General features: G+C 43.1%; 22 protein-coding genes. 16 read left to right on the top strand and 6 right to left on the bottom strand.

What is annotated here, in order from left to right; translation table 11 throughout:
• Positions 1–3: 3 nt before the first annotated feature.
• From QWZ04_RS03740 to QWZ04_RS03690, 11 genes are all read left to right on the top strand, one after another.
• On the top strand, positions 4–684 hold the full coding sequence (locus QWZ04_RS03740; RefSeq protein WP_290325088.1) for a class I SAM-dependent methyltransferase: 681 nt from the start codon (positions 4–6) through the stop codon (positions 682–684).
• Positions 685–687: 3 nt separating this feature from the next.
• Positions 688–1,626, top strand: coding sequence for a glycosyltransferase (locus QWZ04_RS03735; protein WP_290325086.1), 939 nt, complete (start codon positions 688–690; stop codon positions 1,624–1,626).
• A 21-nt stretch (positions 1,627–1,647) separates the two neighbouring features.
• Positions 1,648–2,418 (top strand): glucose-1-phosphate cytidylyltransferase, encoded by a 771-nt coding sequence (gene rfbF / locus QWZ04_RS03730; RefSeq protein ID WP_290325085.1) that lies wholly within the window; start codon positions 1,648–1,650, stop codon positions 2,416–2,418.
• 5 nt (positions 2,419–2,423) lie between these two features.
• A complete protein-coding gene (rfbG, locus tag QWZ04_RS03725) occupies positions 2,424–3,524 on the top strand; it encodes a CDP-glucose 4,6-dehydratase (RefSeq protein WP_290325084.1) in 1,101 nt (366 codons plus the stop codon).
• Positions 3,525–3,962 carry a dTDP-4-dehydrorhamnose 3,5-epimerase family protein gene (locus QWZ04_RS03720; RefSeq protein WP_290325081.1) on the top strand — a complete coding sequence of 146 codons (438 nt, stop codon included), beginning with the start codon at positions 3,525–3,527 and terminating at the stop codon, positions 3,960–3,962.
• Positions 3,959–4,879 (top strand): NAD-dependent epimerase/dehydratase family protein, encoded by a 921-nt coding sequence (locus tag QWZ04_RS03715; RefSeq protein WP_290325079.1) that lies wholly within the window; start codon positions 3,959–3,961, stop codon positions 4,877–4,879. Before QWZ04_RS03720 ends, QWZ04_RS03715 begins: the two co-directional genes overlap by 4 nt.
• The gene (locus QWZ04_RS03710; RefSeq protein WP_290325077.1) at positions 4,869–5,675 is read left to right on the top strand and encodes a glycosyltransferase family 2 protein; all 807 of its coding nucleotides are present in this window, start codon (positions 4,869–4,871) and stop codon (positions 5,673–5,675) included. Before QWZ04_RS03715 ends, QWZ04_RS03710 begins: the two co-directional genes overlap by 11 nt.
• A gap of 39 nt (positions 5,676–5,714) precedes the next feature.
• Positions 5,715–6,836, top strand: a complete 1,122-nt coding sequence (locus QWZ04_RS03705) for a glycosyltransferase family 4 protein (RefSeq protein ID WP_290325075.1) — start codon at positions 5,715–5,717, stop codon at positions 6,834–6,836.
• A gap of 12 nt (positions 6,837–6,848) precedes the next feature.
• A complete protein-coding gene (locus tag QWZ04_RS03700) occupies positions 6,849–7,787 on the top strand; it encodes a UDP-glucose 4-epimerase family protein (RefSeq protein WP_290325073.1) in 939 nt (312 codons plus the stop codon).
• A 12-nt stretch (positions 7,788–7,799) separates the two neighbouring features.
• Positions 7,800–8,348 carry a sugar transferase gene (locus QWZ04_RS03695; RefSeq protein WP_290325071.1) on the top strand — a complete coding sequence of 183 codons (549 nt, stop codon included), beginning with the start codon at positions 7,800–7,802 and terminating at the stop codon, positions 8,346–8,348.
• An 80-nt stretch (positions 8,349–8,428) separates the two neighbouring features.
• Positions 8,429–10,342, top strand: coding sequence for a polysaccharide biosynthesis protein (locus tag QWZ04_RS03690; RefSeq protein WP_290325068.1), 1,914 nt, complete (start codon positions 8,429–8,431; stop codon positions 10,340–10,342).
• Positions 10,343–10,418: 76 nt separating this feature from the next.
• On the opposite strand, the gene QWZ04_RS03685 is transcribed toward QWZ04_RS03690, so the two are convergent.
• Positions 10,419–11,570 carry a murein hydrolase activator EnvC family protein gene (locus QWZ04_RS03685; RefSeq protein ID WP_290325066.1) on the bottom strand — a complete coding sequence of 384 codons (1,152 nt, stop codon included), beginning with the start codon at positions 11,568–11,570 and terminating at the stop codon, positions 10,419–10,421.
• An 82-nt stretch (positions 11,571–11,652) separates the two neighbouring features.
• Positions 11,653–13,191, bottom strand: coding sequence for a 2,3-bisphosphoglycerate-independent phosphoglycerate mutase (gpmM, locus tag QWZ04_RS03680; protein WP_290325064.1), 1,539 nt, complete (start codon positions 13,189–13,191; stop codon positions 11,653–11,655).
• Positions 13,192–13,566: 375 nt separating this feature from the next.
• On the opposite strand from gpmM, the gene QWZ04_RS03675 reads away from it, so the two are divergent.
• The 4 genes from QWZ04_RS03675 to cysE all read left to right on the top strand — a co-directional run bounded on the left by QWZ04_RS03675 (position 13,567) and on the right by cysE (position 16,838).
• Positions 13,567–14,001: a rhodanese-like domain-containing protein gene (locus QWZ04_RS03675; RefSeq protein WP_102523351.1), complete on the top strand. Its 435-nt coding sequence runs from the start codon at positions 13,567–13,569 to the stop codon at positions 13,999–14,001.
• A 203-nt stretch (positions 14,002–14,204) separates the two neighbouring features.
• Positions 14,205–14,675, top strand: coding sequence for a protein-export chaperone SecB (secB, locus tag QWZ04_RS03670; protein ID WP_290325062.1), 471 nt, complete (start codon positions 14,205–14,207; stop codon positions 14,673–14,675).
• Positions 14,676–14,854: 179 nt separating this feature from the next.
• A complete protein-coding gene (gpsA, locus tag QWZ04_RS03665; RefSeq protein ID WP_290325059.1) occupies positions 14,855–15,889 on the top strand; it encodes an NAD(P)H-dependent glycerol-3-phosphate dehydrogenase in 1,035 nt (344 codons plus the stop codon).
• A gap of 127 nt (positions 15,890–16,016) precedes the next feature.
• Positions 16,017–16,838, top strand: a complete 822-nt coding sequence (gene cysE, locus QWZ04_RS03660) for a serine O-acetyltransferase (RefSeq protein ID WP_290325057.1) — start codon at positions 16,017–16,019, stop codon at positions 16,836–16,838.
• Between the two features lie 132 nt (positions 16,839–16,970).
• On the opposite strand, the gene QWZ04_RS03655 is transcribed toward cysE, so the two are convergent.
• From QWZ04_RS03655 to QWZ04_RS03645, 3 genes are all read right to left on the bottom strand, one after another.
• Complete coding sequence (locus tag QWZ04_RS03655) at positions 16,971–18,305, bottom strand: MATE family efflux transporter (RefSeq protein WP_290325056.1); 1,335 nt, start codon at positions 18,303–18,305, stop codon at positions 16,971–16,973.
• Between the two features lie 186 nt (positions 18,306–18,491).
• The gene (locus QWZ04_RS03650) at positions 18,492–19,943 is read right to left on the bottom strand and encodes a dihydrolipoyl dehydrogenase (RefSeq protein ID WP_290325054.1); all 1,452 of its coding nucleotides are present in this window, start codon (positions 19,941–19,943) and stop codon (positions 18,492–18,494) included.
• A gap of 92 nt (positions 19,944–20,035) precedes the next feature.
• The gene (locus QWZ04_RS03645) at positions 20,036–20,764 is read right to left on the bottom strand and encodes a glutathione peroxidase (protein WP_290325052.1); all 729 of its coding nucleotides are present in this window, start codon (positions 20,762–20,764) and stop codon (positions 20,036–20,038) included.
• A gap of 305 nt (positions 20,765–21,069) precedes the next feature.
• Between QWZ04_RS03645 and oxyR the strand changes: the two genes are divergently transcribed.
• Positions 21,070–21,966, top strand: a complete 897-nt coding sequence (gene oxyR / locus QWZ04_RS03640) for a DNA-binding transcriptional regulator OxyR (protein WP_290325050.1) — start codon at positions 21,070–21,072, stop codon at positions 21,964–21,966.
• A 175-nt stretch (positions 21,967–22,141) separates the two neighbouring features.
• Here the strand turns inward: oxyR and QWZ04_RS03635 are convergent, their stop codons facing one another.
• Positions 22,142–24,652, bottom strand: coding sequence for a penicillin-binding protein 1A (locus QWZ04_RS03635; protein WP_290325048.1), 2,511 nt, complete (start codon positions 24,650–24,652; stop codon positions 22,142–22,144).
• Between the last annotated feature and the right edge of the window lie 44 nt (positions 24,653–24,696).

Raw genomic sequence — 24,696 nt, 5'->3', positions numbered from 1 at the left:
TGAGTGAACGAATTTCAGGATGATTACCGAATGCATCGCCGCGAAGAAGTCGTCGGCTTTCTACCAAAAAATTACAAAAGAGTTCTAGAGATTGGCTGTGGTAGTGCCATTTTTAGGACGAATCTCGATACTAATATCGAATACTGGGGGGTTGAACCAGATTCGGCATCAATAGAATTAGCGAAAGAGAGCCTTGTTAACCAACAAGATCGTTTCATTAACGGTTTTTACGATGAAGTATGTGAAGGCATACCAGATAAACACTTTGATTTGATTGTCTGCAATGATGTGATTGAGCATATATATGATCATAATGGCTTTATTGAATCATTGAAAACGAAGCTTGCCCCTGATGGTGTTATTGCTGGTTCCATTCCCAATGTTCGATATTTAGATAATTTAAAAGGGCTTTTGCTCAATAAAGATTGGAAGTATGAAGATTTTGGAGTTCTAGACAGGACTCATGTACGCTTTTTTACTGAGAAAAGTTTAAAGAGGACGTTTGCAGATCTTGATCTTGAGGTTGAAGATATGCGCGGAATTAATTCTATTGTGAATTCAAATTCGAATGCTAAGCGTTGGATTAAGTCGATTGTTTATTGGCCCTTTTTTCTTGTGCTAGGGGGGGATACTCGTTATCTTCAGTTTGGCTTTCGTCTAAAACCCAAAGCATCTAAGGATTGATTAGTGAAATTAGCAGTAATCATGTCTACTTATAATGGAAGTAAGTACATTTCAGAGCAGTTAGACAGCATCCTTAGTTGCAACTGGCCAGGAAAGAAAATTATCTATATTAGAGATGATGGTTCATCGGATGAAACAAAAGCCATCCTACAGGATTATTCAAGAAGATATCCCGAGAATATCAAAGTAGAGTTTGGCCAAAATCTCGGGCCAGCTCTTAGTTTTTTAACTAAGCTTACCGAAATTGATGGATACGATTACTACTGTTTTGCTGATCAAGATGATGTGTGGTTAGAAGACAAGCTACTAAAAGCAGAATCTAGCCTGCGTTCATTCAACGAGAAAGGCACACCGGCTTTGTACTGCAGTCGCCTTCAAAATGTCGATCACGAATTGAAATTTCTGTCGATGAGTCCCAAGTTAGGAGAGCTTGACCTGCCTAATACACTCTGTGAAGCATCAGTTGCAGGGTGTACAATGTTCTTCAATGAAAGGTTAAAACACTTTGTATCCATGAGTTTACCTGTTGTACAAAAGTATGGCGTTATGATGCATGATACTTGGATTGTCTATATAGCTGGAATTACGGGGAATATTATTGCGGATGACCACTCTTATATTCTTTATCGGCAACACGAAAATAATGTCGTTGGAGCGAAGCGTAGTTTTGGAAAAAAAATAACAAGCATCAGGAAGAACATAAATGCCTCTATTTATCAAAATTCAATAATTGACGAGGCAGTTAAGTTAGAAAAATTAAGTTTTTTTGATGATTATGAAAGCTCTCGTACAATAGTTAGTAAAATGCAGTTACTAGACTCTGATCTCTTGACGAGAATTAAGATAGCATTTTGGGGGCCTTTTTATCGCAAAAAATTCTTGTCAAATACAATGTTTAAGTTGATGATTATTTTAGGCTTATACAAAAAACACATTACGTAATTATATCTATATGGAGTTTATATGAAAGTCGTATTGCTTGCTGGAGGCTTTGGCACTCGATTAAGTGAAGAAACAGATATTCGCCCAAAACCGATGGTTGAAATTGGTGGCAAGCCGATTTTGTGGCATATAATGAAAATGTATTCGCAACATGGATTTAACGAATTTGTTATTCTGTTGGGCTATAAAGGCTATTACATTAAGGAATATTTTGCGAATTACTTCCTGCATCAAAGTGATGTTACGATTGACCTATCTACAAATGAAATGCAGATCCATAAAAACACCTCTGAACCTTGGAAGGTCACTCTGCTTGATACTGGGTTACATACTATGACAGGTGGTCGTATTAAACGAGCACAAGATGTTATCGGAAATGAATCTTTCATGCTGACTTATGGAGATGGTGTGTCAGATGTCGATATCAGCAAATTGGTCGAGTTTCATAAATCCCACGGGAAATCTATTTCAATGACATCAGTCCAACCAGACGGTCGTTTTGGTGCTTTGGAAATCAATGACTCTGTAGTTGAAAATTTTGCAGAAAAGCCGAAGGGCGATGGCTCATGGATTAATGGGGGCTTTTTCGTATGTAATCCCAATGTTTTTGATTACATTACTGGTGGTGATAGCACTGTATTTGAGCAAGAACCGTTACAGAAACTGGCACAAGACAATGAGTTGATGGCGTTTAAACATGATGGGTTCTGGAAATGTATGGACTCTTTAAATGATAAACAAAAGCTCAATGAAATGTTTGTGAGTAATAAAGCTAAATGGAAAACATGGTAATAACAATGTTTGCAGATATATACAAAGATAAACGAGTCCTAGTTACAGGACATACTGGCTTCAAAGGTACTTGGTTGACCGCATGGCTTTTGAAGTTAGGAGCTAAGGTTTGTGGTGTGTCTAAAGATATTCCAACAACGCCTTCGATGTTTCAAGAGTTAAAACTTGATCAGAAAATCGAGCACCATATTGCTGATGTCCGCGATCTCGCGACGCTAAAATCTATCTTGGTAGAGTTTAAGCCTGACTTTGTATTCCATCTCGCAGCACAGCCTATAGTTTCTCTTTCTTACAGCGATCCTTTAGAGACCATTACATCAAATGTAGTTGGTACCGCGAATGTTCTTGAAGTGCTTAGACAATATAATGAACGCTGTAATGCGGTAATTATTACGAGTGATAAGTGCTACGAAAATGTTGAGTGGGTCTGGGGATATAAGGAAACGGACCATCTTGGCGGAAAAGATATTTATAGTGGCTCAAAAGGCGCGGCAGAAGTTATCTTCCATGCTTATAAAAACTCATTTTTCTCGAAACCTGATAGCAAAGTAAGGCTAGCAACTGGTCGAGCTGGCAATGTGATCGGTGGCGGTGATTGGGCGGCGGATCGAATTGTCGCTGATTGTATGAAAGCCTGGAGTGAAAAACGCTTAGTCGAGATTCGATGCCCTAATGCGACCCGTCCATGGCAACATGTTTTGGAACCGTTAAGTGGTTATTTGGCTTTAGGGCAGGCATTAGACAATGATATTAAACACCACGGCGAACAGTACAACTTTGGGCCTAAATCGGAACAAAATCATACCGTTGTCGATTTGCTTTCCGATCTGAGTGCGTACTGGGATTTTGATGCTCAAGAAAAAGCGTATGAGGTGACTGATAATATTCCTTTTCATGAGGCCGGTTTATTAAAACTTAACTGTGATAAGGCATTGTTCCATCTTCATTGGGAAGCAAACCTTAACTATAAGCAGTGCATCAAATTTGTTAGCGAATGGTACTTTAAGTTTTACGAAGGTCGTGCTGATATGATGATGTTCACTGAACAACAGATTGATGAATACCAACAGTCAGCGATAGATCAAGAGCTATCATGGAGTAAGTAGATGATTGAGGGTGTTGTTTATACTCCTTTACTACGCATAGAGCATCCTAAAGGAGATATTCTTCGGGGGCTTAAAGCTTCTGAGGCGAGCTTCTCTTCTTTTGGAGAGGCTTACTTTAGTAGTATTACTAATGGTGAAATTAAAGGGTGGAAGAAGCATCGTAAAATGGTGCTCAATTTAATCGTTCCGGTTGGGGCGATTAAGTTTGTTATTTATGATGATCGACCTGATTCTTCAACTTATGGCCAATTCAGTCGTTTTACTCTTGGTCCAGAGAACTATGCTAGGTTAACGGTACCTTATGGTGTTTGGCTGGCATTTCAAGGTGTAGGCTGTGAACTGAATTTACTTCTGAACATAGCGAGTATCGAGCATGATCCTGAAGAAAGTGTGAGCCAACCTATTAGTCAAGTTGAGTATAACTGGAGTGACGAATGAAAATTCTTATCACAGGAGGCCTGGGGAACTTAGGAAGTTGGTTAACCAAGCACTTTTTGGATGCTCATCAGGTTACTGTGTTATCGAGAAATGAATCATTCAGCATTACACACCCTAATTATAGATTTATTCAAGCTGACTTAACTGACTTAGAGTTACTTCGTGATGCGGTCGATTGTTACTATGATGTTTGTATTCATACTGCAAGTTTCAACGAGCACTTTAAAGAAAACTACGCAAAGGATGCTTTGTTAATCAATGCGCTTGGTACTGAATACTTATGCCAAGTATTGAAGCGTCATGGTGTTGGGAAGCTAATCTACTTTAGTACATTCCATGTGTATGGCGCGAGTGATGGTTTTGTGAACGAAAAAAGTGAGGTAAGACCTGCAAATGACTATGGTCTTACTCATTACTTTGCTGAAAAGTATATTGAGAAGCATCAAAGATCTTCTGGTCTCAATTATGTGATTTTAAGGTTAACAAATAGCTACGGCTGTCCAAGCACTGTTGATACCAATAAATGGTACCTAGTTCTTAACGATCTTTGTCGACAAGCATTCCGAACAAGTAAAATTGTGCTGTTGGGTAATGGACTAGCGCGTAGGGATTATATTTGGATGGGTGATGTAGTTCGAGTTGTGGATAAGTTAATTCACAGCTCAACTCGAAATGAGGTCTTGAACTTATCTTCTGGTATCACACTATCAGTGCTCGACTTGGTGAGTCGAGTTCGTCGTCAGTTCGGCGCAAATAATATCGATCTCGAAGTTAATCATTCTGACTCGACAAAACCAATGCCTTTGACGGTTTCCAATGAAAAAATTATGACTCTTATTGATTATTCATTTGAAGATAAAGTTGATGAAGAAATTATAAGTATTTTATCATTGCTGAGAGCAAATAATGAGCACTAATCCTGTCGTCAGTATTGTTATACCTATGTATAACGCAGAGAGTTATATACGCGAGACTTTGATTTCAATAGCAAATCAAACCTATGACAATTATGAAGTTATCGTCGTAGACAATGCTTCAACGGACAGTAGTATTGCTCTTGTCAATGAATTTTCTGGCCAGTTCTCTGAGCTTAATGTAATCAAGCGAGAAAAAAATTCTGGTGGACCCGCAGCCCCACGTAATGATGGCATTGAACAAGCAAGCGGCGAGCTAATTGCTTTTGTTGATGCTGATGATGTTTGGGAGCCATTGAAACTGGAAGAACAAGTGAAGTGTTATATTGAAGATGATGCAAACTTTATTTGTACCAATTCTCGCTATATCGATGAGCAATCTGAATTTCTTAGCAAGGTGACTGGTGAGAAACCCAAAAAGAACCGCTCTTACGGGTTAAAAGCTCTCCTATTCCGAAATACAATTACGACTTCGTCTGTGGTTGTTTCTAAAGGGCTTCTAGGTGACTCGCGCTTTAATGAAAGTAAAGAGATGAACACGTGTGAAGATTATTTACTTTGGTTGACTGTGCTGAACAAAGAAGAGAGTCACTTGATTCACCTTAGCTCTCCTTTGGTCAGATACCGTGTGATGGCGAGTTCTTTGGGGCAGCATGCAGGGAAAAGAGCATTTGCTTTAAGATCGTTAATGGCGACCAGTCAATTTCTTATTGAATCGAAGCAAGAGAAATATATTTTCATTACACTTTTTTCAAATATCTTAAGATTCGCCCGGTTACGTCTGCTTGGGCTGAAATGATGAATATGAATGCAATGCTTTATTTGGGGTTGGCTTAAATTGAAAATAGTATACATAGTCAATGTCTCTTGGTTTTTCCACTCCCACTTCTATAAGCTTGCTAAGCATAATTTGGAAAAAGGTCATACTGTTTACATCATTACTGGTGACGAGGAAAAGCGAGGAGAGTACGAGAATCAAGGGTTTAGCTATCATAATTATGGCGTTACTCGTGATGGGACTAACCCATTGAATGAGCTTAAAGTGGTCATTCGCTTATTTAAACTATTAAAGAATATTCGACCTGATCTTTTGCACGCGTTTACGATTAAGCCTGTGCTTTATAGCGGCTTACTAACCAAAATATTCAAAAGTATTCGTCCGTCTCGTGCTGTTTTTTCAATTACGGGTTTAGGTTCGTTATCGCTGTCGGAGAGTACTAAAGCAAAAGCGCTCTGGAGAATTGTTGAGTCAGTTTATAAATTGGCTCTTTCTCAGCCTCAGGCGACGGTTGTATTTGAAAATAGTGACGATCGTGCTTTGTTTGTCAGTGCAGACATCGTCCCTGAAGAGCGCACTGCACTTGTTAATGGTGCTGGTATAGATACTCAATACTTTCTTCCTCAGGAAAGTACTGGTCAATTTCCTATTGTTGTGTTTCTTGCTCGTATGCTTAAAGATAAGGGCGCGCGCGAGTTTATTGAGGCTGCTCGAATTCTAAAGCACCGCCATGTTGATGTTGTTATGAAAATGGTAGGCGGTGTGGACGATGAGAACATTTCTTCGTTAAAAGAAGCGGAGCTTACAGCGGCACATAATGATGGGGTGATTGAGTTTCTTGGCCATCGTACTGATGTAAAAGAGATCTATCAACAAGCCGACATTGCTTGTTTACCTTCTTATCGTGAGGGGCTGCCAAAATCTCTTATCGAAGCCGCCTCCTGTGGTTTGGCCATTGTTACGAGTGATACCCCTGGATGTCGGCAATTAATTGATATAAATGCACCTAATGGCTTATTAGTTCCCGTAAAACAAGCAGAAAATTTGGCTGATGCAATTCAAACACTTGTTGAGGATGATGCCCTTAGGCAGAGCTTCGGTGTTCGTAGTCGTGAAATTGCTGAAGAAAAATATGATTATAGTAGTGTTCTTGCGTCGTTTGATACGCTCTATAACAACTAGTTAGGAAGAGCAATGAAAGTACTTCTTACCGGCGGTAGTGGTTTTGTCGGTCAACAGATCTTAAAGCTGCTTAAAAACCAGCATGACATCACTTGTTTTGGTCGCCAAGTGCCAGAGTGTTGGCAAGGAGCATTTATTAAAGGAGAACTCGAAAAAATAGAGACGACTCCGTTCGATTTATCGGGCTTTGATGCTGTTGTTCATAGCGCAGCTCGTGCTCATATTATGCAAGATACGTCGAATAACCCGCTAGATGAATATCGCAAGATTAATACTACTTCGACGGTAGCACTCGCTAAGCGAGCTGCTGAGCATGGGGTCAAGCGTTTTGTGTTTATTAGTTCTATAAAAGTTAATGGTGAAAGCACGATAAATACTGCTTTTAGCGCATGCGATCAGCCAAATCCAAGTGATGATTATGGTGTTTCTAAAGCGGAAGCGGAATCTCTGCTACTTGCATTAGCTGAAGAAACAGGAATGGAGGTGGTTATTATTCGTCCTCCATTGATATATGGGCCAGGTGTTAAAGCGAATTTTGCTTCGCTATTTAAGATCGCAGGTAAAGGTCTACCATTACCTCTTGGTTGCATAGACAAAAATCTCCGTAGCATGGTTTCTATCTATAATTTTATCGACTTCATTAATGTTTGCTTGATGGTGCCGCAAGCCGCAAATCAGGTTTTTCTAGTCTCTGATGGTGAAGACATTTCCATTCGCCATTTGGTTGAAAGGTTGGCTAATTTACAAGGTAAAGCGCCTTGGATGATTCCTGTGCCGCTAAGGTTATTTCAGTTGGTTGGTAAGCTGACGGGGAAAACTGCCGTTATTGATCGTTTAGCGGGTTCATTGCAGGTTGATATTCAAAAAAACCAACGCATGTTAAACTGGAAGCCACCATATACAATGCAACAAAGCTTACAGCGCATGATGGATGAGCTGAAGTATAACTAGAACGAGAAAGTTATGTTACGAATTTTGGATTTTGTTCTTGCGACCATTGGTTTGATTGTCACGTTTCCTATTCTATTGATAGTGACGATAGTTGGGTACTACGATACTGGCTCACCTATTTTTATCCAGGAAAGGGTTGGCCGTAATAAGAAATCATTCAAGTTAATAAAGTTTCGTACCATGAGTGTCGATACGGCATCTGTTGCTAGTCACCTCGCAAGCAGAGCTTCTATTACAAAGGTGGGAGCGCTGCTACGCAAAACTAAAATTGATGAGCTGCCTCAATTGATCAATGTGGTTAAGGGGGAAATGAGCTTAGTTGGTCCTCGTCCCAACTTGTTTAATCAAGAAGAACTCATCAAGGAGCGAGATAAGCTGGGTATTTATGATGTTTTACCTGGTATCACTGGCCTAGCGCAGGTCAGTAATATTGATATGTCTACACCAGAGCGACTAGCAAAAACGGATAAACAAATGCTGGAAACGATTAGCTTTAAAAATTATTTTAAGTACATCGTTATGACTGCGACAGGTGGTGGTTCTGGTGACCGGGTAAATTAGTTAATTTGTATTGGATAAGAGCCGCATAATGCGGCTCTTTTTGGTAGCATGAGCTTAATTTAGCACAAGAGATAACGTCAGTGACTTTTTTAAACCCAATTTGGACTATGGCAAGGCCGTTAAAGCGCATTGTGAGCGTGTGTATTGATATTGTTTTTATCGGTATTGCCTTTTGGGGGGCGTTTTATGCACGTTTGGGTTATTTAGATAGCTATATTAACGAACCTGAGTATTGGCGATTATTAGCTCTGGTTGAGTTATTCACTCTATTATTATTTGCAAAAAGTGGCTTATATCGAGCGATTTTACGTTATTTAAGTTTGCACGCAGTTGTGAGTATATGCATTTCATCTGTTTTGTCGGCATTATCATTTGTTCTGTTTGCATACTATGACCAAACATTCTTACCTCGCTCTGTTCCCATCATTTACGGTACTTTTATTGTGCTACTTTGCGGTGGTTCGCGCCTTGTTGTGCGTTTATTAGTGTCAGAACTGATAGGACGTAATAAAGAGCCAGTTCTTATCTATGGTGCAGGTGAAGCGGGGCGTCAGTTAGCTAATGTTTTAGGTCAGGGAAATGAATATAATCCGGTTGTATTTATTGACGATAATAGAAAGATTCATAAAACAAGTATTCATGGGATTACCGTATATCGGCGTAAGTACCTTGAACGTATGGTTAAAAAGCATCACATTAAAAAAGTGTTACTTGCAATGCCTTCAGCCAGTAGAGCAGAGCGCCGAGAGGTAGTCGAGTTTCTCGTCGAGAAGCAACTAGATGTGCTCACCATTCCAAATTTTGCAGACATTGTTAACGGTAAAGTTTCTATTGATCAGTTGAAAGAGGTAGAGATCGAAGATCTATTGGGTCGAGATTCTGTTGCACCTAACGAAGCTCTGCTTTCTGCTAACATTACAGACAAAATCGTTATGGTTACGGGTGCTGGAGGCTCTATCGGTTCAGAGCTTTGTCGTCAGATCTTAACTCAACAACCAAGTAAGTTGGTGCTATTTGAGTTATCTGAATTTGGCTTATATCAGATTGATAAAGAGTTAACAGATTATGCTAAATCTAACGCAATAGATTGTAAAGTAGTACCAATACTGGGTTCAGTGCAGCGTAGTAATCGCTTACTAGCTGTGATGAAGTCATTCAACGTGCAGACGGTTTACCATGCAGCAGCTTACAAACATGTTCCGTTAGTGGAATTCAATGTAGTTGAAGGTGTTCGTAATAACGTGTTCGGTACTTATTACACGGCTAAAGCAGCAATTGAAGCTAAAGTGGAATCTTTTGTTCTCATCTCTACCGATAAAGCCGTACGCCCGACCAATGTCATGGGCACAACAAAGCGTATGGCAGAGTTAGGTTTGCAAGCTCTCGCTCAACAAGAAGCAACCAAAGAAAGCGGGACGCGTTTTACCATGGTTCGCTTTGGTAATGTTCTGGGCTCATCGGGTTCCGTTATTCCATTATTCAAAAAACAAATTGCGGAAGGGAACCCTATTACGGTCACTCACCCTGACATTATTCGTTACTTTATGACGATTCCTGAAGCTGCTCAGTTGGTTATTCAAGCGGGTGCGATGGGGAAAGGTGGCGATGTGTTTGTATTGGACATGGGGGAGCCAGTCAAGATTGTCGATTTGGCTACCAATTTAATTCAACTATCCGGCCTTGAGATAAAGTCGGATAACAACCCAGATGGTGATGTTGAAATTAAATTTACAGGCTTACGCCCTGGCGAGAAACTTTTTGAAGAGCTTTTAATTGGCGATAACGTTGAGCAAACGCAGCATGAAAGAATCATGAGTGCCAACGAGAGTTATTTGGAATTGAATGAGTTCTCTATGGTGTTAGATAAACTAGATAAAGCTTGCCATGAGTTTAAGCATCAAGACATTCGCGATATTTTACTAGATGCACCAACAGGGTTTAATCCGACTGATGGGATTGGGGATCTGGTTTGGAATGCGAATGAAAAGAGCTAGAAACTAGAAACTAGAAACGATAAGAGCCTGTTCAGGCTCTTTTTCTTATAGCAGCAAAGCGAATTCCGTGTACACTTTACCTTGTAAGCCACCTCTTAGGGTTCTGCGCCTGACTATTTCGCCTAATTTCAAAATACAGCGAAGCGCGATCTTGCCCGCCAGTATCCCCAGCTAATGCAATCGTCTCTCCAGCCCTAACTTTATCGCCTTCTTTCTTCATCAAGGTTTGGTTGAATCCGTACAGGGTCATGTCACCTTTGCCGTGATCAAGCAGTACCAACAACCCATAACCCCGTAAGTACTCTGCAAATACCACTGTTCCAGAGTAAACGGCTTTCACTGGTTGCTCATACTTGGCGGCGATTACGACGCCTTTCCAATTGATCTGGCCAGTTTGCTTGGTGCCAAAGCTGTGCAGTATTTTACCTTTTAATGGCCATGGCAGTTTACCACGCTGTTTGGCTAAGCCATCCATTAATACGGCGTTACGTTTGGCCGCTTTTGCTATCTCGGCTTTTAGGCGGTTTTCATTTTTTTGCAGTTCGGCAAGATAGTTTTTGTCGCTACGGATGTTGGTTTGTATTTTGGCTAAGGTCTTTTTACGGCTAGATTGAGAGCGCTGCAGTTCACTGCGGCGCTTTTTTTGTGCGTCGAGTAAGTTGGCGATCTGCTGTTGTTCTTGTTTGAGTGCCTGATGCGTTGAGTCGATTTGGCTTTCTGTTTGGCTTAAATCTTCAATGGCGGCGGCGCGCTGGGTCGCAAGATGTTGGAAATAATGACTGATTCGGTCTAACTCGGCTTTGTTATTGCCTTGGAAAAGCGTGGCCGTATCGTACTTGCGACGAGTGATGTAATAGGTTTTTACCAGCTCACTTAAGGTTTCTAGCTGTTGCTGTTTTTGTTCTTCAAGTTGACCAAATTGAGTCTGGTACTGAGAGAGTTTTTTATTGGCCGTTTTGAGTTGTTGTTCAGTTTGATGAATTTTTTTAGTTTGGCCCGAAATAGCCAGCTCGTGTTTTTTAAGATCGTTTTGTTGTTTATTGAATTGTTTTTGGTTTGAACTGATTTGTTGTTGTTGGCGAGTAATTTCAGACTTTACGCCTTTAAGCTCTGCTTGACTGGCATTTGCTGGTAGTGCAGAGCAGAGGCTAACAGTTATTAGACATGACAAAACGCCAGTGCGTAGGGCACTGGCGTTTAAGAATGCAGTTTGCTTAATCAGGGACATCTGAATCATCTTATCGCCAATAAAAGAGCCTGCGTATACTCATCGTTATGAGAATGGGCTCGGCTCTTGATACTGGGAATGATTATTTCAGATTAACGATAACCTGACCAGACATCTCCGCAGGGATTTCCATATCTGTTAGCTTAAGCATCGTTGGCGCTAGATCAGAAAGCTTACCGCCTTCAACAAATTCTAGCTCTTTGTTACCAACATAGATTAGCGGTACAGGAAGGTTAGTGTGTGCTGTGTGGATGCCACCGGTTTCCGGGTCAACCATCATTTCTGCGTTACCGTGGTCAGCGGTTACTAGCATTTGGCCATCGACATCTTTGATTGCAGCAATGACTTTCGCCATGCACTCATCAATGGCTTCGATTGCTTTTTCAGCTGCTTCGTAAACGCCAGTGTGACCAACCATATCTGGGTTAGGGTAGTTACAAATGATGTTGTCGTATTCGCCAGACTTAATCGCAGCAACCAGTTTTTCTGTTAGCTCAGCTGAGCTCATTTCTGGTTGTAGGTCGTAAGTGGCTACTTTTGGTGAAGCAACTAGGCTGCGTACTTCGCCTTCAAATTCGTTTTCAACACCGCCGTTGAAGAAGAAAGTAACGTGCGCGTACTTTTCAGTTTCAGAGATACGAAGCTGAGTTTTACCTTCTTTCGATAGCCACTCACCAAACGTGTTTTCAAGAGAAGCTGGCTTGAATGCTGCCGCTAGCGGGATGTCTGCTGCGTACTGAGTTAGCATAACGAAGTCGATTGCTGGGAATACAGCACGCTCAAAACCTGCAAAGTCTTCAACGAAAGTACGAGTGATCTGACGAGCACGGTCAGCACGGTAGTTCATGAAGATAACTGCATCGCCATCAACGATTGCTGCAGACTCTTGGCCTTCAGCTTTGATTTCTGTCGCTTTAACAAATTCATCGTTTTCGTCACGAGCATAAGCGGCTTCAAGGCCTGCTACTGCGCTATCAACAGTGAACTCTGCTTTTGCTTGAGTCAGTAAGTCGTAAGCAACTTGAACGCGATCCCAGTTGTTATCACGGTCCATTGCGTAGTAACGACCCACAAGAGAAGCAACACGGCCTTTACCAAGCTCTGCGAACAGGTCTTGGAAACGTTGTAGAGAATTCTGTGCGCTACGTGGCGGAGTATCACGTCCGTCTAGGAAACAGTGTAGATAGATTTTTTCAGCGCCACGTGCTGCTGCCATTTTAACGGCTGCGTAGATGTGATCTTCATGGCTGTGAACGCCACCTGGAGACATAAGGCCCATTAGGTGAACGGCTTTACCATTTGAAACTGCTTTATCGATAGCATTAACAAGCGCTTCAGTTTGCTCGAATTCGCCGTCAGAAATAGACTTAGTAATACGAGTAAGATCTTGATATACCACGCGACCAGCGCCAATGTTGGTATGACCCACTTCTGAGTTACCCATTTGGCCATCTGGTAAACCTACATCCATGCCTGATGCAGAGATCAGCGTGTTTGGTTGGTTTGCAAACAATGCGTCCATTACTGGCGTTTTCGCGTTAGCGATCGCATTGTTAGAGTTATCTTCACGGTATCCCCAACCGTCTAGGATTACTAAAGCCATTGGCTTCTTAGTAGACATAATTTCCGACCTCGTCAAATTCAAAGTAACTTACAAAACAAATTAGCGTAATTTTACTACAGTTTTACCGCTTTGCGTCAATAAATGACCTAATTATATTTCGGTAGTAAAAGTTTTTAACGGAAAGAGTGAGAAGTGCTAAAGGCGAGGTGCTAAAAGCGAAGTACTAAAGGCGAAATGCTAAAAGCGAAGTACGGCGAGATACGTGCTCTTCTACTTAGTAGGGAGCTTGCGACCGTTTTAGCTTTTCGCACTTCGCACTTAAAATGAGCAACGCGAATTCTCATTTATGTCTACACCTCTCGCATCTCGTGCACCCTCACGCTATACTCGTGCCCTCATAATTTAAGCAAACACATTGCAAGAGCGTAATATATGCAAGAGTACATGGATTTTATTTCTCAAAATATGATTATGGTTGTGGTATGGGCTGGTCTTTTTGTTGCCCTTATTATGAACATTGTTAAAGCGAAAACGGCCGGTTACAAAGAAGTGACGCCAGCTGAAGTGACTCAGTTCATCAACCGTGATGAAGGCGTAGTGATTGATATTCGCTCATTGGATGAGTACAAGCAGGGCCACATTACGGGCGCAGTTCACATTTTGCCGTCTGATATTAAAAATGGCTCTATTTCTAGCCTTGAAAAGTACAAATCGAGCCCAATTACAGTTGTATGTAAGACGGGCCAAACCGCAGTAGCAAGTGCAAATGAACTGGCTAAAGCAGGTTTTGAAAATGTTCACTTATTGAAGAATGGTCTTATTGCTTGGAACGAAGCAAACATGCCGCTAGTACGTGGCAAAAAATAGACGATTGTTGAATGCGGTGGGCTCTGGCAAACCGTCAAACAATAAGTAGCACACACTCGATTTTTATTGCACTGAGTGATTTTTCGTCAACCAAGGCGAAGAGATGTGAGCTTTGGCACGTACTGCCAAGGTTTCCTAGTCAAACCATTTCGGCTCGGTTAGGCTCGGTGCAAACTGATAGAATATTTTAAAGGACTTTAATCATGGCTGAAGCAGCACCTCAAGAAGCACAACAATTCGCTATCCAACGCATCTTCCTTAAAGACGTTTCTTTTGAAGCGCCTAACTCTCCTGACATGTTCCAAAAAGAATGGAACCCAGATGTTAAGTTAGACCTAGACACGCAAAGCCGTGAGCTTGGTGAAGGCGTTTACGAAGTCATCCTTCGTCTAACGGTTACGGTTAAGAACGAAGAAGAAACGGCGTTCCTATGTGAAGTTCAGCAAGGTGGTATCTTCACTGCTGGTCAAATGGAAGCGGGTCAACTAGCGCATTGCCTAGGCGCATTCTGCCCTAACATCCTATTCCCATACGCTCGCGAAACTATCTCAAGCCTAGTGGTTAAAGGTACGTTCCCACAATTGAACCTAGCACCAGTTAACTTTGATGCATTGTTCATGAACTACCTACAAAACCAAGCTGAAGGCTCTGCAGAAGCAGAAACAGAAGCGTAGTTGAAGTGCTAAGTACGAAACTCGAAGTGCTAAGTAACAACACTTCGCTTTTAGCTTTTAGTACTTAGCTTTTAGAACTTAGCTTTTAGCATTTCAAATGCACATCAAATCTTTCGATGCGATGTGCATTTTTTTATTTTAGAATAGTCTTAATTGACTCTTACCTATCAGGCAGAAAAATGACACAAGCTTTCGGCGAACAGGTTTACGGCAAAGACATTGCGATGACGGTGATTGGCGCAGGTTCTTACGGCACATCTCTGGCGATTTCATTGGCGCGTAACGGTGCAAATGTAGTGATTTGGGGCCATGAAAAGCAGCATATGGATCGCCTAGAAGCGGATCGCGCTAATCATGAGTTTTTGCCTGGTATCGACTTTCCTGAATCTTTGATTGTTGAATCGAATTTAGAAAAAGCCGTACACGCTAGCCGAGATTTGCTGGTGGTCGTGCCAAGCCATGTATTTGGTATTGTGTTAAAAAGTTTGAAACCGCATTTACGTGACGATACTCGTATGTGTTGGGCAACGAAAGGGCTAGAGCCAGAAACCGGCCGTCTATTAAAAGAAGTGGCTCACGACATCATCGGTGAAGATTATTCGCTAGCGGTGCTTTCTGGGCCTACGTTTGCTAAAGAATTAGCTATGGGCATGCCGACAGCGATTTCTGTCGCGTCTCCTGATGAAGTATTTGTAAAAGATCTGCAAGAAAAAATCCACTGCAGCAAAACCTTCCGTGTTTACGCAAATACTGACTTTATCGGCATGCAGTTGGGTGGCGCAGTGAAAAACGTGATTGCGATTGGTGCTGGTATGTCTGATGGTATTGGTTTTGGTGCTAATGCTCGAACAGCTCTGATTACTCGCGGCCTAGCAGAGATGACTCGTTTAGGCACGGCATTAGGTGCGCAGCAAGAAACCTTTATGGGCATGGCCGGCTTAGGTGATTTGGTACTCACTTGTACCGATAACCAATCTCGTAACCGTCGTTTTGGTTTGGCGCTAGGCACTGGTAAAGATGTCGACACAGCACAAGAAGAAATCGGCCAAGTGGTTGAAGGTTACCGCAACACCAAAGAGGTGTGGGTACTAGCAAAACGCATAGGCGTAGAGATGCCGATAGTTGACCAAATCTATCAAGTACTGTATCAAGGCAAAGATGCACGTATGGCTGCGCAAGATCTATTAGCTAGAGATAAGAAGTCAGAGGCGTAATGAGTCGAAGTGCTAAGTTCTAAATACTAAAAGCGAAGTAAGGCCTAAATCTTAGCTTTACTTAGCTTTTAGTACTTAGCTTTTAGTACTTAGCTTTTAGCACTTCGAGGAACGAAGGACCGAGTAAATGAAGCGATGTGAAAAACAAGTAGTGTGGGAAGCGATTGTTCGTGAGGCGCGTGAGCAGTCTGAGCAAGAGCCGATGTTGGCGAGTTTTTATCACGCCACTATCATTAATCACGATAGCCTAGGCGCTGCGTTAAGTTATATCTTAGCGAATAAACTTAAGACGGCATCGATGCCAGCGATGGCTGTGCGTGAAGTTGTCGAGCAAGCTTTTGCTGCAGATCCGTCTATTACTAGTGCGGCGGCTTGTGATATTTGCGCGACGGTAAATCGTGACCCTGCAGTTGCTATGTATTCTATGCCATTGCTTTATTTGAAAGGGTACCATGCACTGCAAGGCTACCGTGTCGCTAACTGGTTATGGAAGCAAGGGCGAAGTGCTTTAGCGACCTATTTGCAAAACCAAATTTCAGTGGCTTGCCAAGTCGACATTCATCCTGCGGCGCGTATTGGTCATGGCATCATGCTCGATCACGCTACCGGGATTGTTATTGGTGAAACGGCCATTGTAGAAAATGACGTCTCTATTCTTCAAGACGTGACGCTGGGGGGGACAGGTAAAGAGTGCGGTGATCGACACCCTAAAATTCGAGAAGGCGTAATGATTGGCGCTGGCTCGAAAATTTTAGGTAACATCGAAGTTGGCCAAGGCGCTAAAATTGGCTCAGGCTCTGTCGTATTACAAGCCGTACCGGCGCACACCACAGTGGCTGGCGTTCCCGCAAAAATCGTTGGTAAACCACAAACAGACAAGCCATCACTGGATATGGATCAGCAGTTTAATGGTAAATCACAAACATTTGTTGGTGGGGATGGGATATAGAGCAAGTACTAAAAGCTAAGTACTAAAAGCTAAGTACTTGGTTCTAGGCATAGGGACGGACTTTGTCCTATAGGCAGAAGGAAAAGATAAGACGGGTGTTCGAAATTGTTGAAGATAGCCCGCCTTCCGCCTCTAGCCTTGAAACTCTTTCCTAAACCTTACCGCATACAAATACCCTAAAATCCCACCTAGAATATTGCCAACGGCGATACCGATGAACAATCCTTCAATGCTGTATATCAAGCTGCCTATCCATGCGGAGGGCAGGGTTAATCCGAATAATCGAAAACCACTCCAACAAAATGCCTGCATCGGTTTGTGCATTGCATTTAATCCGCTGATTAATACCATCATGATGCCTTGGAAACCATAGCTGAAAGGTACGAACAGTAAGTAGTGCCAGAGTAGGTCGCGAACGCTTTGCTCTTGGGAGAAGAGTTCAGATAAGGCGTGGCTTAAAGGCACCATCATAATGAATATCAGCAGTTGAAAAACAATAGAAAAACGCATGCTTAAGAACAGCGCTTTGAAGCTTCGCTGGTAGTTGTTGGCGCCGATATTTTGCGCCATAAATGGCGTTAAGGCGGAGGTGAGCGCCATCATCACCAACAATAATACCGATTCCACTCGCTGAGCCGCACCATAAGCAGCCACAGCTTCTGTACCGTGTTTGGCTAACAGAATCATCAGTACTGCGCCGGAAAGCGGGGTCATGGCATTGGAAATAGCGGCAGGTGTGCCTATTTTTAAGATCTGTCGCCAGTCAGAAAATAGAGTAGGGAAGTAAGGTAACGCCAGCAATTTTTCGCGTTTGATCAGGACATAAAGCGAGCCTGTGAGTGCTCCTAGCCAGCTGAGCCCTGAGGCGATTGCCGCACCTTGAATGCCCAGCTCAGGAAAAGGGCCAATTCCGAAAATTAACAACGGGTCGAGTATGCCGTTGATTAAGCCCGCTAACATCATGATTTTTGCAGGTGTTTTTGTATCGCCACTGGCACGAATCGCTGCATTGCCCGCCATCGGGATAACAAGCAATGGGATGGTCAAATACCAAACCTGCATGTATTGCTCGATGAGTGGAATAAGTTGTGGTTCAGCACCTAATAAGCGAAATAAAGGTTCTATAGATATTAAGCCAAAGCTGGATGCGATGATGACCAACAGCACAGCAAGTAACAGGCCGTGAGAAGAGAATCGAGCCGCTTGTTGATTATCCCCTCGGCCTAGAAGTCGGCCTATATTGGTTGAAAGCCCCATTCCGATCCCCATCGTAATACAGTTCACGGCAAAGGTGACAGGGAAGGTAAAGCTAATAGCAGCAAGCGCTTGGGTACCAAGCAAAGAGATAAAAAAGGTATCAACCAAGTTAAACATTAAAATTGCAACGATGCCAAACACCATAGGTACTGTCATTTGACGCAGCACCACATCAATAGGTGCGGTCAGCAATCCGTGTTTATCTTGCATTTATAGGAACAACTTTATCTATAAGAAAGCAGAACAGGATAACGAGGTAGTGAAATTTAGTCGAGGAGGAATGTAGAATATTGGTTATCGGTGGAGATAACATTTTTATAGAACTTAGACCCGAAGCGGCCTAGCCCCTTATAGGGAGCTGCGACCGCTCTAGAACCTAAACCGCGCAGCGGTTTCCTAACACCCTGGTCCACAATCTAGACAGTGTTTCACCATCTCTGGGCCTAAGTGCAGTTTCGCATTCAAATCACGCAGCGCAGTACGCACGCCTTCTTCAATGACTGGATGATAGAAAGGCATGTCTAGCATTTCAGATACCGTCATCTTATTTTGGTGAGCCCATGCCAGTAAGTGGGCTAAATGTTCCGCATTAGGCCCCATCATTTCGGCACCTAAGAAGCGGCCAGTACCTTGTTCGCCATAGACGTGCAAAACGCCTTTGTTACGTAACATAACGCGAGAGCGGCCTTGGTTTTCAAATGAAACCACACCCGTTGCAAAACAGCCACAGTTACCAAGACGTTCTGTAATTTGTTTGTATGTTTCACCGACCATCGCAATTTGAGGGTCGCTGAACACGGCTGAAATCGATGAACGACGTAAACCAGCGCGAATGTCAGGGAAGCGACCTGCATTGTCACCTGCAATTCGGCCTTGGTCTGCGGCTTCGTGCAGTAGCGGCAATTGGTTGCTTGCATCACCAGCGATAAAAATGCTTTCCACTGATGTTTGTAATGTGTAGTGGTCGGCCGTTGGCACGCCGCGTTCGTCCAGAGCTACGTCTGTGTTTTCTAGTGCTAGCTTGTCAACATTGGGTCTACGACCTGTTGCGGCTAATAAATAGTCGGTATTAAATGTTTCCAGTTCACCATCGTGATTGATGAATTGAATTTCTACTTTGTCTTCAATGCGCTTGATGCTCTCTACTTTTACATCAGCGTCTAAGTAAAACTCTTGTTGGAATGTTTTATTGGCATAAGCCATGACTTCTGGGTCGGTTATTGGGCCAACTTGACCGCCAAGACCAAACATCTTCACTTTCACGCCCAAGCGATGCAGTGCTTGGCCGAGTTCTAGGCCAATAACGCCCGGGCCAAATACGGCAACAGACTCAGGAAGATCGTCCCACTCAAATAAATCGTCGTTCACAATTAGGCGATCGCCCAGTTCATTCCAAACACCCGGGTAGGCAGGGCGAGAACCCGTTGCCATTACAATGCGCTTTGCTTTAATTTCAGTGTGGTCGTCCACAATGAGAGTTTCATTGTCAGCGAATTTTGCGTAGCCAGAGATTTTATCTTCAGCTGGAATTTCATCGACGCCTTCAATCACAAAACCAACAAAGCGGTCACGTTCACGTTTTACGCGGTCCATGACTTCACGGCCATTGATGACGGTTTCACCTTGAGGGTAAACACCAAAAGCCGGTGCTTTTTCAATTTGATGCACGCTTTCTGCTGCTGCAATCAAGAGTTTAGATGGCATGCAACCCACACGGGCACATGTGGTGCCATAAGGGCCACCTTCAATCATGACTACTTTAGCTCCGTGAGCTTTAGCAGCTCGGTAAGCACCCAAACCAGCAGTACCACCACCGATAATTGCAACATCTACACTTAATTGATTCATAAGGAAACCCTGTTTCTAAGTTCTAAGTTCTAAGTTCTAGAGAGAGCGAGGTCACGCATAATGTGAACCTCGCACTTAGTATTTCGTACTTGTTACTTGAGGTGCAGTTCTAGCTCTTCACTGCCGCCTATGTGTTTACCACCGATGAACACTTGTGGAACGGTTGTGCGGCCAGTAATTGCTCGTAGGCTGACGGTTGTCGCGTCTTTACCTAAAACCACTTCCTCATATTGAAGACCGTGATCAATCAAGTTTTGTTTCGCTTTCACACAGAAAGGACAACCAGGTTTAGTAAATACGGTGATTGATTCCTGTGATTTGTACTCTGGTGCAACAAAGTTAAGCATTGTGTCAGCATCAGAAACTTTGAACGGGTCACCCGGTACGTCTTCTTCGATGAACATTTTTTCAACGACGCCGTTTTTAACCAGCATGCTGTAGCGCCATGAACGCTTACCAAAGCCTAGGTCATTTTTGTCAACTAACATGCCCATGCCGTCTGTGAAGTCACCGTTACCATCTGGAATGAAGGTGATGTTTTCGGCTTCTTGGTCGTTTTTCCAAGCGTTCATTACGAACGTATCGTTTACTGAAACACAAAGAATGTCATCCACGCCGTGATCTTTAAATACAGAATGTAGCTCGTTGTAACGTGGCAAGTGGCTTGAAGAACACGTTGGTGTGAATGCGCCAGGTAGGCTGAATACAATAACGGTCTTGTCTTTGAACAGTTCTTCAGTTGTTACGTTTACCCATGCATCACCTTGGCGAGTAGGGAAAGTCACTTGTGGAATTGCTTGGCCTTCTTTAGATGTAAACATAATTTTTTCCTTTAACGTTTTGGTTAGCTTCAACAATCAGTGTTGAGTTGCTTATAGTTTAGCTGATTGCTTCAGCCCGTTTTGTGTCGATGGAGCTATTATCAAACAAAACGTTTGATAGCTCTAATCGTTTGGTGTTATCGTTTTGATAGGTAACAGCTATTGAAGTGCTAGAAGCTAAGTACTAAAAGCTAAGTACTAAAGGCTAAGTGCTAAAAGCTAGGTGCTGAAAGCGAAGTTCTAAAAGCTAGGTGCTAAGAGCTAAGTATTGGAAGTGGTGGATTCTTTATTTATAAGGGGGAGTAATGAACATTCGGGACTTGGAGTATTTGGTTGCATTGGCGGAGCATCAGCATTTTCGTAAAGCTGCTGAAGCGTGCTTTGTGAGTCAGCCAACGTTAAGTGGGCAAATAAAGAAGCTTGAAGAAGAGTTGGATGTTGTGCTGACTGAGCGCAGTAGTCGTCGGGTGTTGTTTACTCAAGCGGGATTACAGCTAGTCGATCAAGCGAAGCGCATTTTGGCGGAAGTAAAAAGCTTTAAAGAATTGGCTAGCCTGCAAGGTAATGAAATGTGTGGGCCACTGCATGTGGGGTTTATTCCTACGGTCGGGCCATACTTAATGCCAAAGATTGTGCCAGAGCTTAAATCTCGTTTTCCTGACTTAGAGCTCTATCTTTATGAAGCGCAAACACATCAGTTGGTGCGTCAATTGGCTGAAGGGCAGTTAGATTGCCTCGTGTTGGCGGCTGTTAAAGAAACAGAACCGTTTAAAGAACTTCTCTTGTATGACGAGCCGCTTCGATTGGCCGTGCCTTGTGAGCATGAGTGGGCGAAACTCGATGAGATTGAAATGCTAGAGCTAAACGGAAAAACGGTACTCTCACTTGGTGATGGGCACTGCCTGAGAGATCAAGCATTAGGCTATTGTTTTGCCGCAGGAGCGAAAGATGACGAGCGCTTTAAAGCCACCAGTTTAGAGACGCTGCGTAATATGGTCGCCGCTGGTGGCGGTATTACGTTATTGCCTGAGTTATCGGTTCCCCAAGATAAAGAACGAGATGGTGTGTGCTATTTACACGCAACAGAGCCTAAACCAAGCCGCCAAATTGTATTGGCATACCGCCCAGGTTCACCGTTAAGACACCGCTTTGAGCAATTGGCAAAGTGTATTAGTGAAGTGGTGGTGGGCGCGAAGTGCTAAGGGCGAAGTACTAAAGGCGAAGTGCTAAAAGCTAAGTAATAAGAAGAGAAAAGAGAAAAGAGAATAGAAGAGCAAGGGGCTAAATTAGAACGTTTAGCTCTTGCTCTTACTCTTACTCGAAGCGAAGCGGTCTAGCTTTTAGTAGGGAGCTTGCGACCGCTTTAGTACTTCATCGTTAAAACAACTCCTCACCTTCATCGCCGGAATTGTAGATCGTATCGGTCATTGTTTTCTTCACGTACTCTGTCGGTTCAGTACCGCGTAAGAAATATTCGAACATGGTGCTTTCGTCACTTTTGTGCGTTAGTAATCCAGTTTCTAAATCAATACGAGCGCGAACGATGTTAGCGGGTACTTGCTTGCGTTGGGCTGGTACGTTTTCCAATGCGACACGCATGAAATCAACCCACGCTGGTTGCGCTGTTTTTGCACCGGCTTCAGCGCCTGTTATTTGCTCTTTACCTAGGTTCGAATTTTTAGTGGTGCGGCCTAAGTTACGATCATGAGTATCAAAACCTACCCAAGAAATAGCGACCATTCCAGGGGCGTAACCGTTGTACCATGCGTCTTTCGAGTCATTGGTGGTACCGGTTTTACCACCGATATCACGACGGCCTAGTTTCTGTGCACGCCAGCCTGTGCCATTCCAACCTGTTTTGTGGCGCCAGTTGCCTCCGCCCCAAACGTTGCTGTACATCATTTCACGAACCAAGAATGCGGTTTGCTCAGAGATAACTTGTGGCGCATATTGCGTTTCAGTTTCGACATCTTGCTCATCGAATTGATTATCCGTTGTCGGTTTTTGGCAATCGTTATGACAGACCACTTTTGGTGATGCTTCAAATTCTAACTCACCAAATGGGGTTTCAACACGCTCAATATAGAAAGGTTCTACGTAGTAACCGCCGTTAGAAAATACTGAGTATCCTTGAGCCATCTTCATTGGCGTTAGGCTGCCGGCACCAAGAGCAATAGTTTCAGAACGAGGTACTTGGTTGATATCAAAACCAAAGCGAGTTAAGTATTCTCGAGTTTTATCCAAACCAACTTGGCGTAAAACGCGAATGGCCATGACGTTTTTAGATTGCGCTAAGCCAATGCGTAAACGCGTAGGGCCTACGTAAGTCGGAGGCGAGTTTTTAGGTCTCCATGCTGTACCTTGGCTTTTATCCCACTGGTTAATGGGTGCGTCGTTAATCAGGCTCGCGAGCGTTAGGCCATTATCGATAGCAGCAGAATAGATGAACGGTTTAATACTCGACCCCACCTGACGAACAGATTGAGTCGCACGGTTAAACTTGCTGTGAACAAAATTAAAGCCACCGACCAAAGACATGACCGCGCCATTTTCAGGGTTCATCGCAATGAAAGCGGTATTGGCTACCGGAACTTGGCTTAGTTTCCATGTGGTTTGTTGTTCTAGCTCTTCATCAGTAGCGGGGGATTGCACTTGGCGAACCCAAATTTGCTCACCTGTTGTGATGATTTCTGTTGCATTTTTTGGAGCTGAACCTTGTTTTTTGTCGGTAATGAAACGGCGAGCCCATTTCATGCCATCCCACTCTAGTGTGGTATGCCCTTCATTTTTGATGTAAACATCGGCAGCCTTGTTCGTAACATTGAGCACAATAGCAGGCGTGATCTGGCCATAGGTTGGCACCTTCTTCAGGTGTTTTGCCATGGTTTCATCGTCCCAATTCGCTTCTCCATCTTTCCATAAAATACGCTCTTCACCACGGTAGCCGTGTCTTTCGTCGTAATCTAATAGATTGTTGATAGCAGCATCATTGGCTGATGATTGTAAGTCCGACTTAATCGTTGTGTAGATACGCATGCCAGAGGTATAAGCCTCTTCTCCGTATCGCTCTACCATCCAAGCACGTGCAAGCTCTGCAACGTAAGGGGCACTGAGTTCAATTTCAGCGCCATGATAACGAGACACGATGTCTTCTGCTCGGGCTTGGTCGTATTCTTCTTGGGTTATGTACTTTTCGTCTAGCATTCTCATCAAAACAACGTTACGACGATGAGTCGCGCGCTTGACTGAATAAATAGGATTCATCGTAGAAGGCGCTTTTGGCATGCCAGCTAAGGTTGCTTGTTCGCTTAGCGTTAAATCGGGTAAATCTTTACCAAAATACACACGCGCCGCGGCGCCGAAACCGTAAGAACGATGCCCTAAGAAAATTTTATTAACGTACAGCTCCATGATCTCTTCTTTACTGAGAAGCTGTTCGATATGGATGGCAATAAAAATCTCTTTGATTTTCCTCATTATCTTTTTCTCATTGGATAAGAAAAAGTTACGAGCCAATTGCTGAGTAATGGTACTCGCCCCTTGTTTTGCCGAACCAGACATAGCGACAACCAAGGCGGCACGAGTAATACCAATAGGGTCTATGCCGGGGTGATCATAAAAGCGGCTGTCTTCGGTTGCGATTAGGGCTTCAATGAGGTGTTGCGGGATATCTTCATATTTCACCGGGATTCGACGTTTCTCACCAAAATGGGCAATTAACTTGCCGTCTTGACTGAAAACCTGCATCGGTGTTTGAAGCTGCACATCACGTAGTGTTGCTACATCCGGCAGTTCAGGCTTCACGTAATAATAGAAGCCAATAATTGTACCGACTCCCAAAATTATGCAAACCAATGAAAATATTAATAAATTCTTTATGAGTTTCACCGAATAATCCCTGATTGATTAGGCTGATATATAACAAAACATTT

Origin of the sequence: Vibrio tapetis subsp. quintayensis, from assembly GCF_030409945.1 — a bacterium.
GTDB lineage: Bacteria > Pseudomonadota > Gammaproteobacteria > Enterobacterales > Vibrionaceae > Vibrio > Vibrio quintayensis.
The sequence above is the reverse complement of the archived record's forward strand: the minus strand, read 5'-3'. Positions and strand labels throughout refer to the sequence as shown.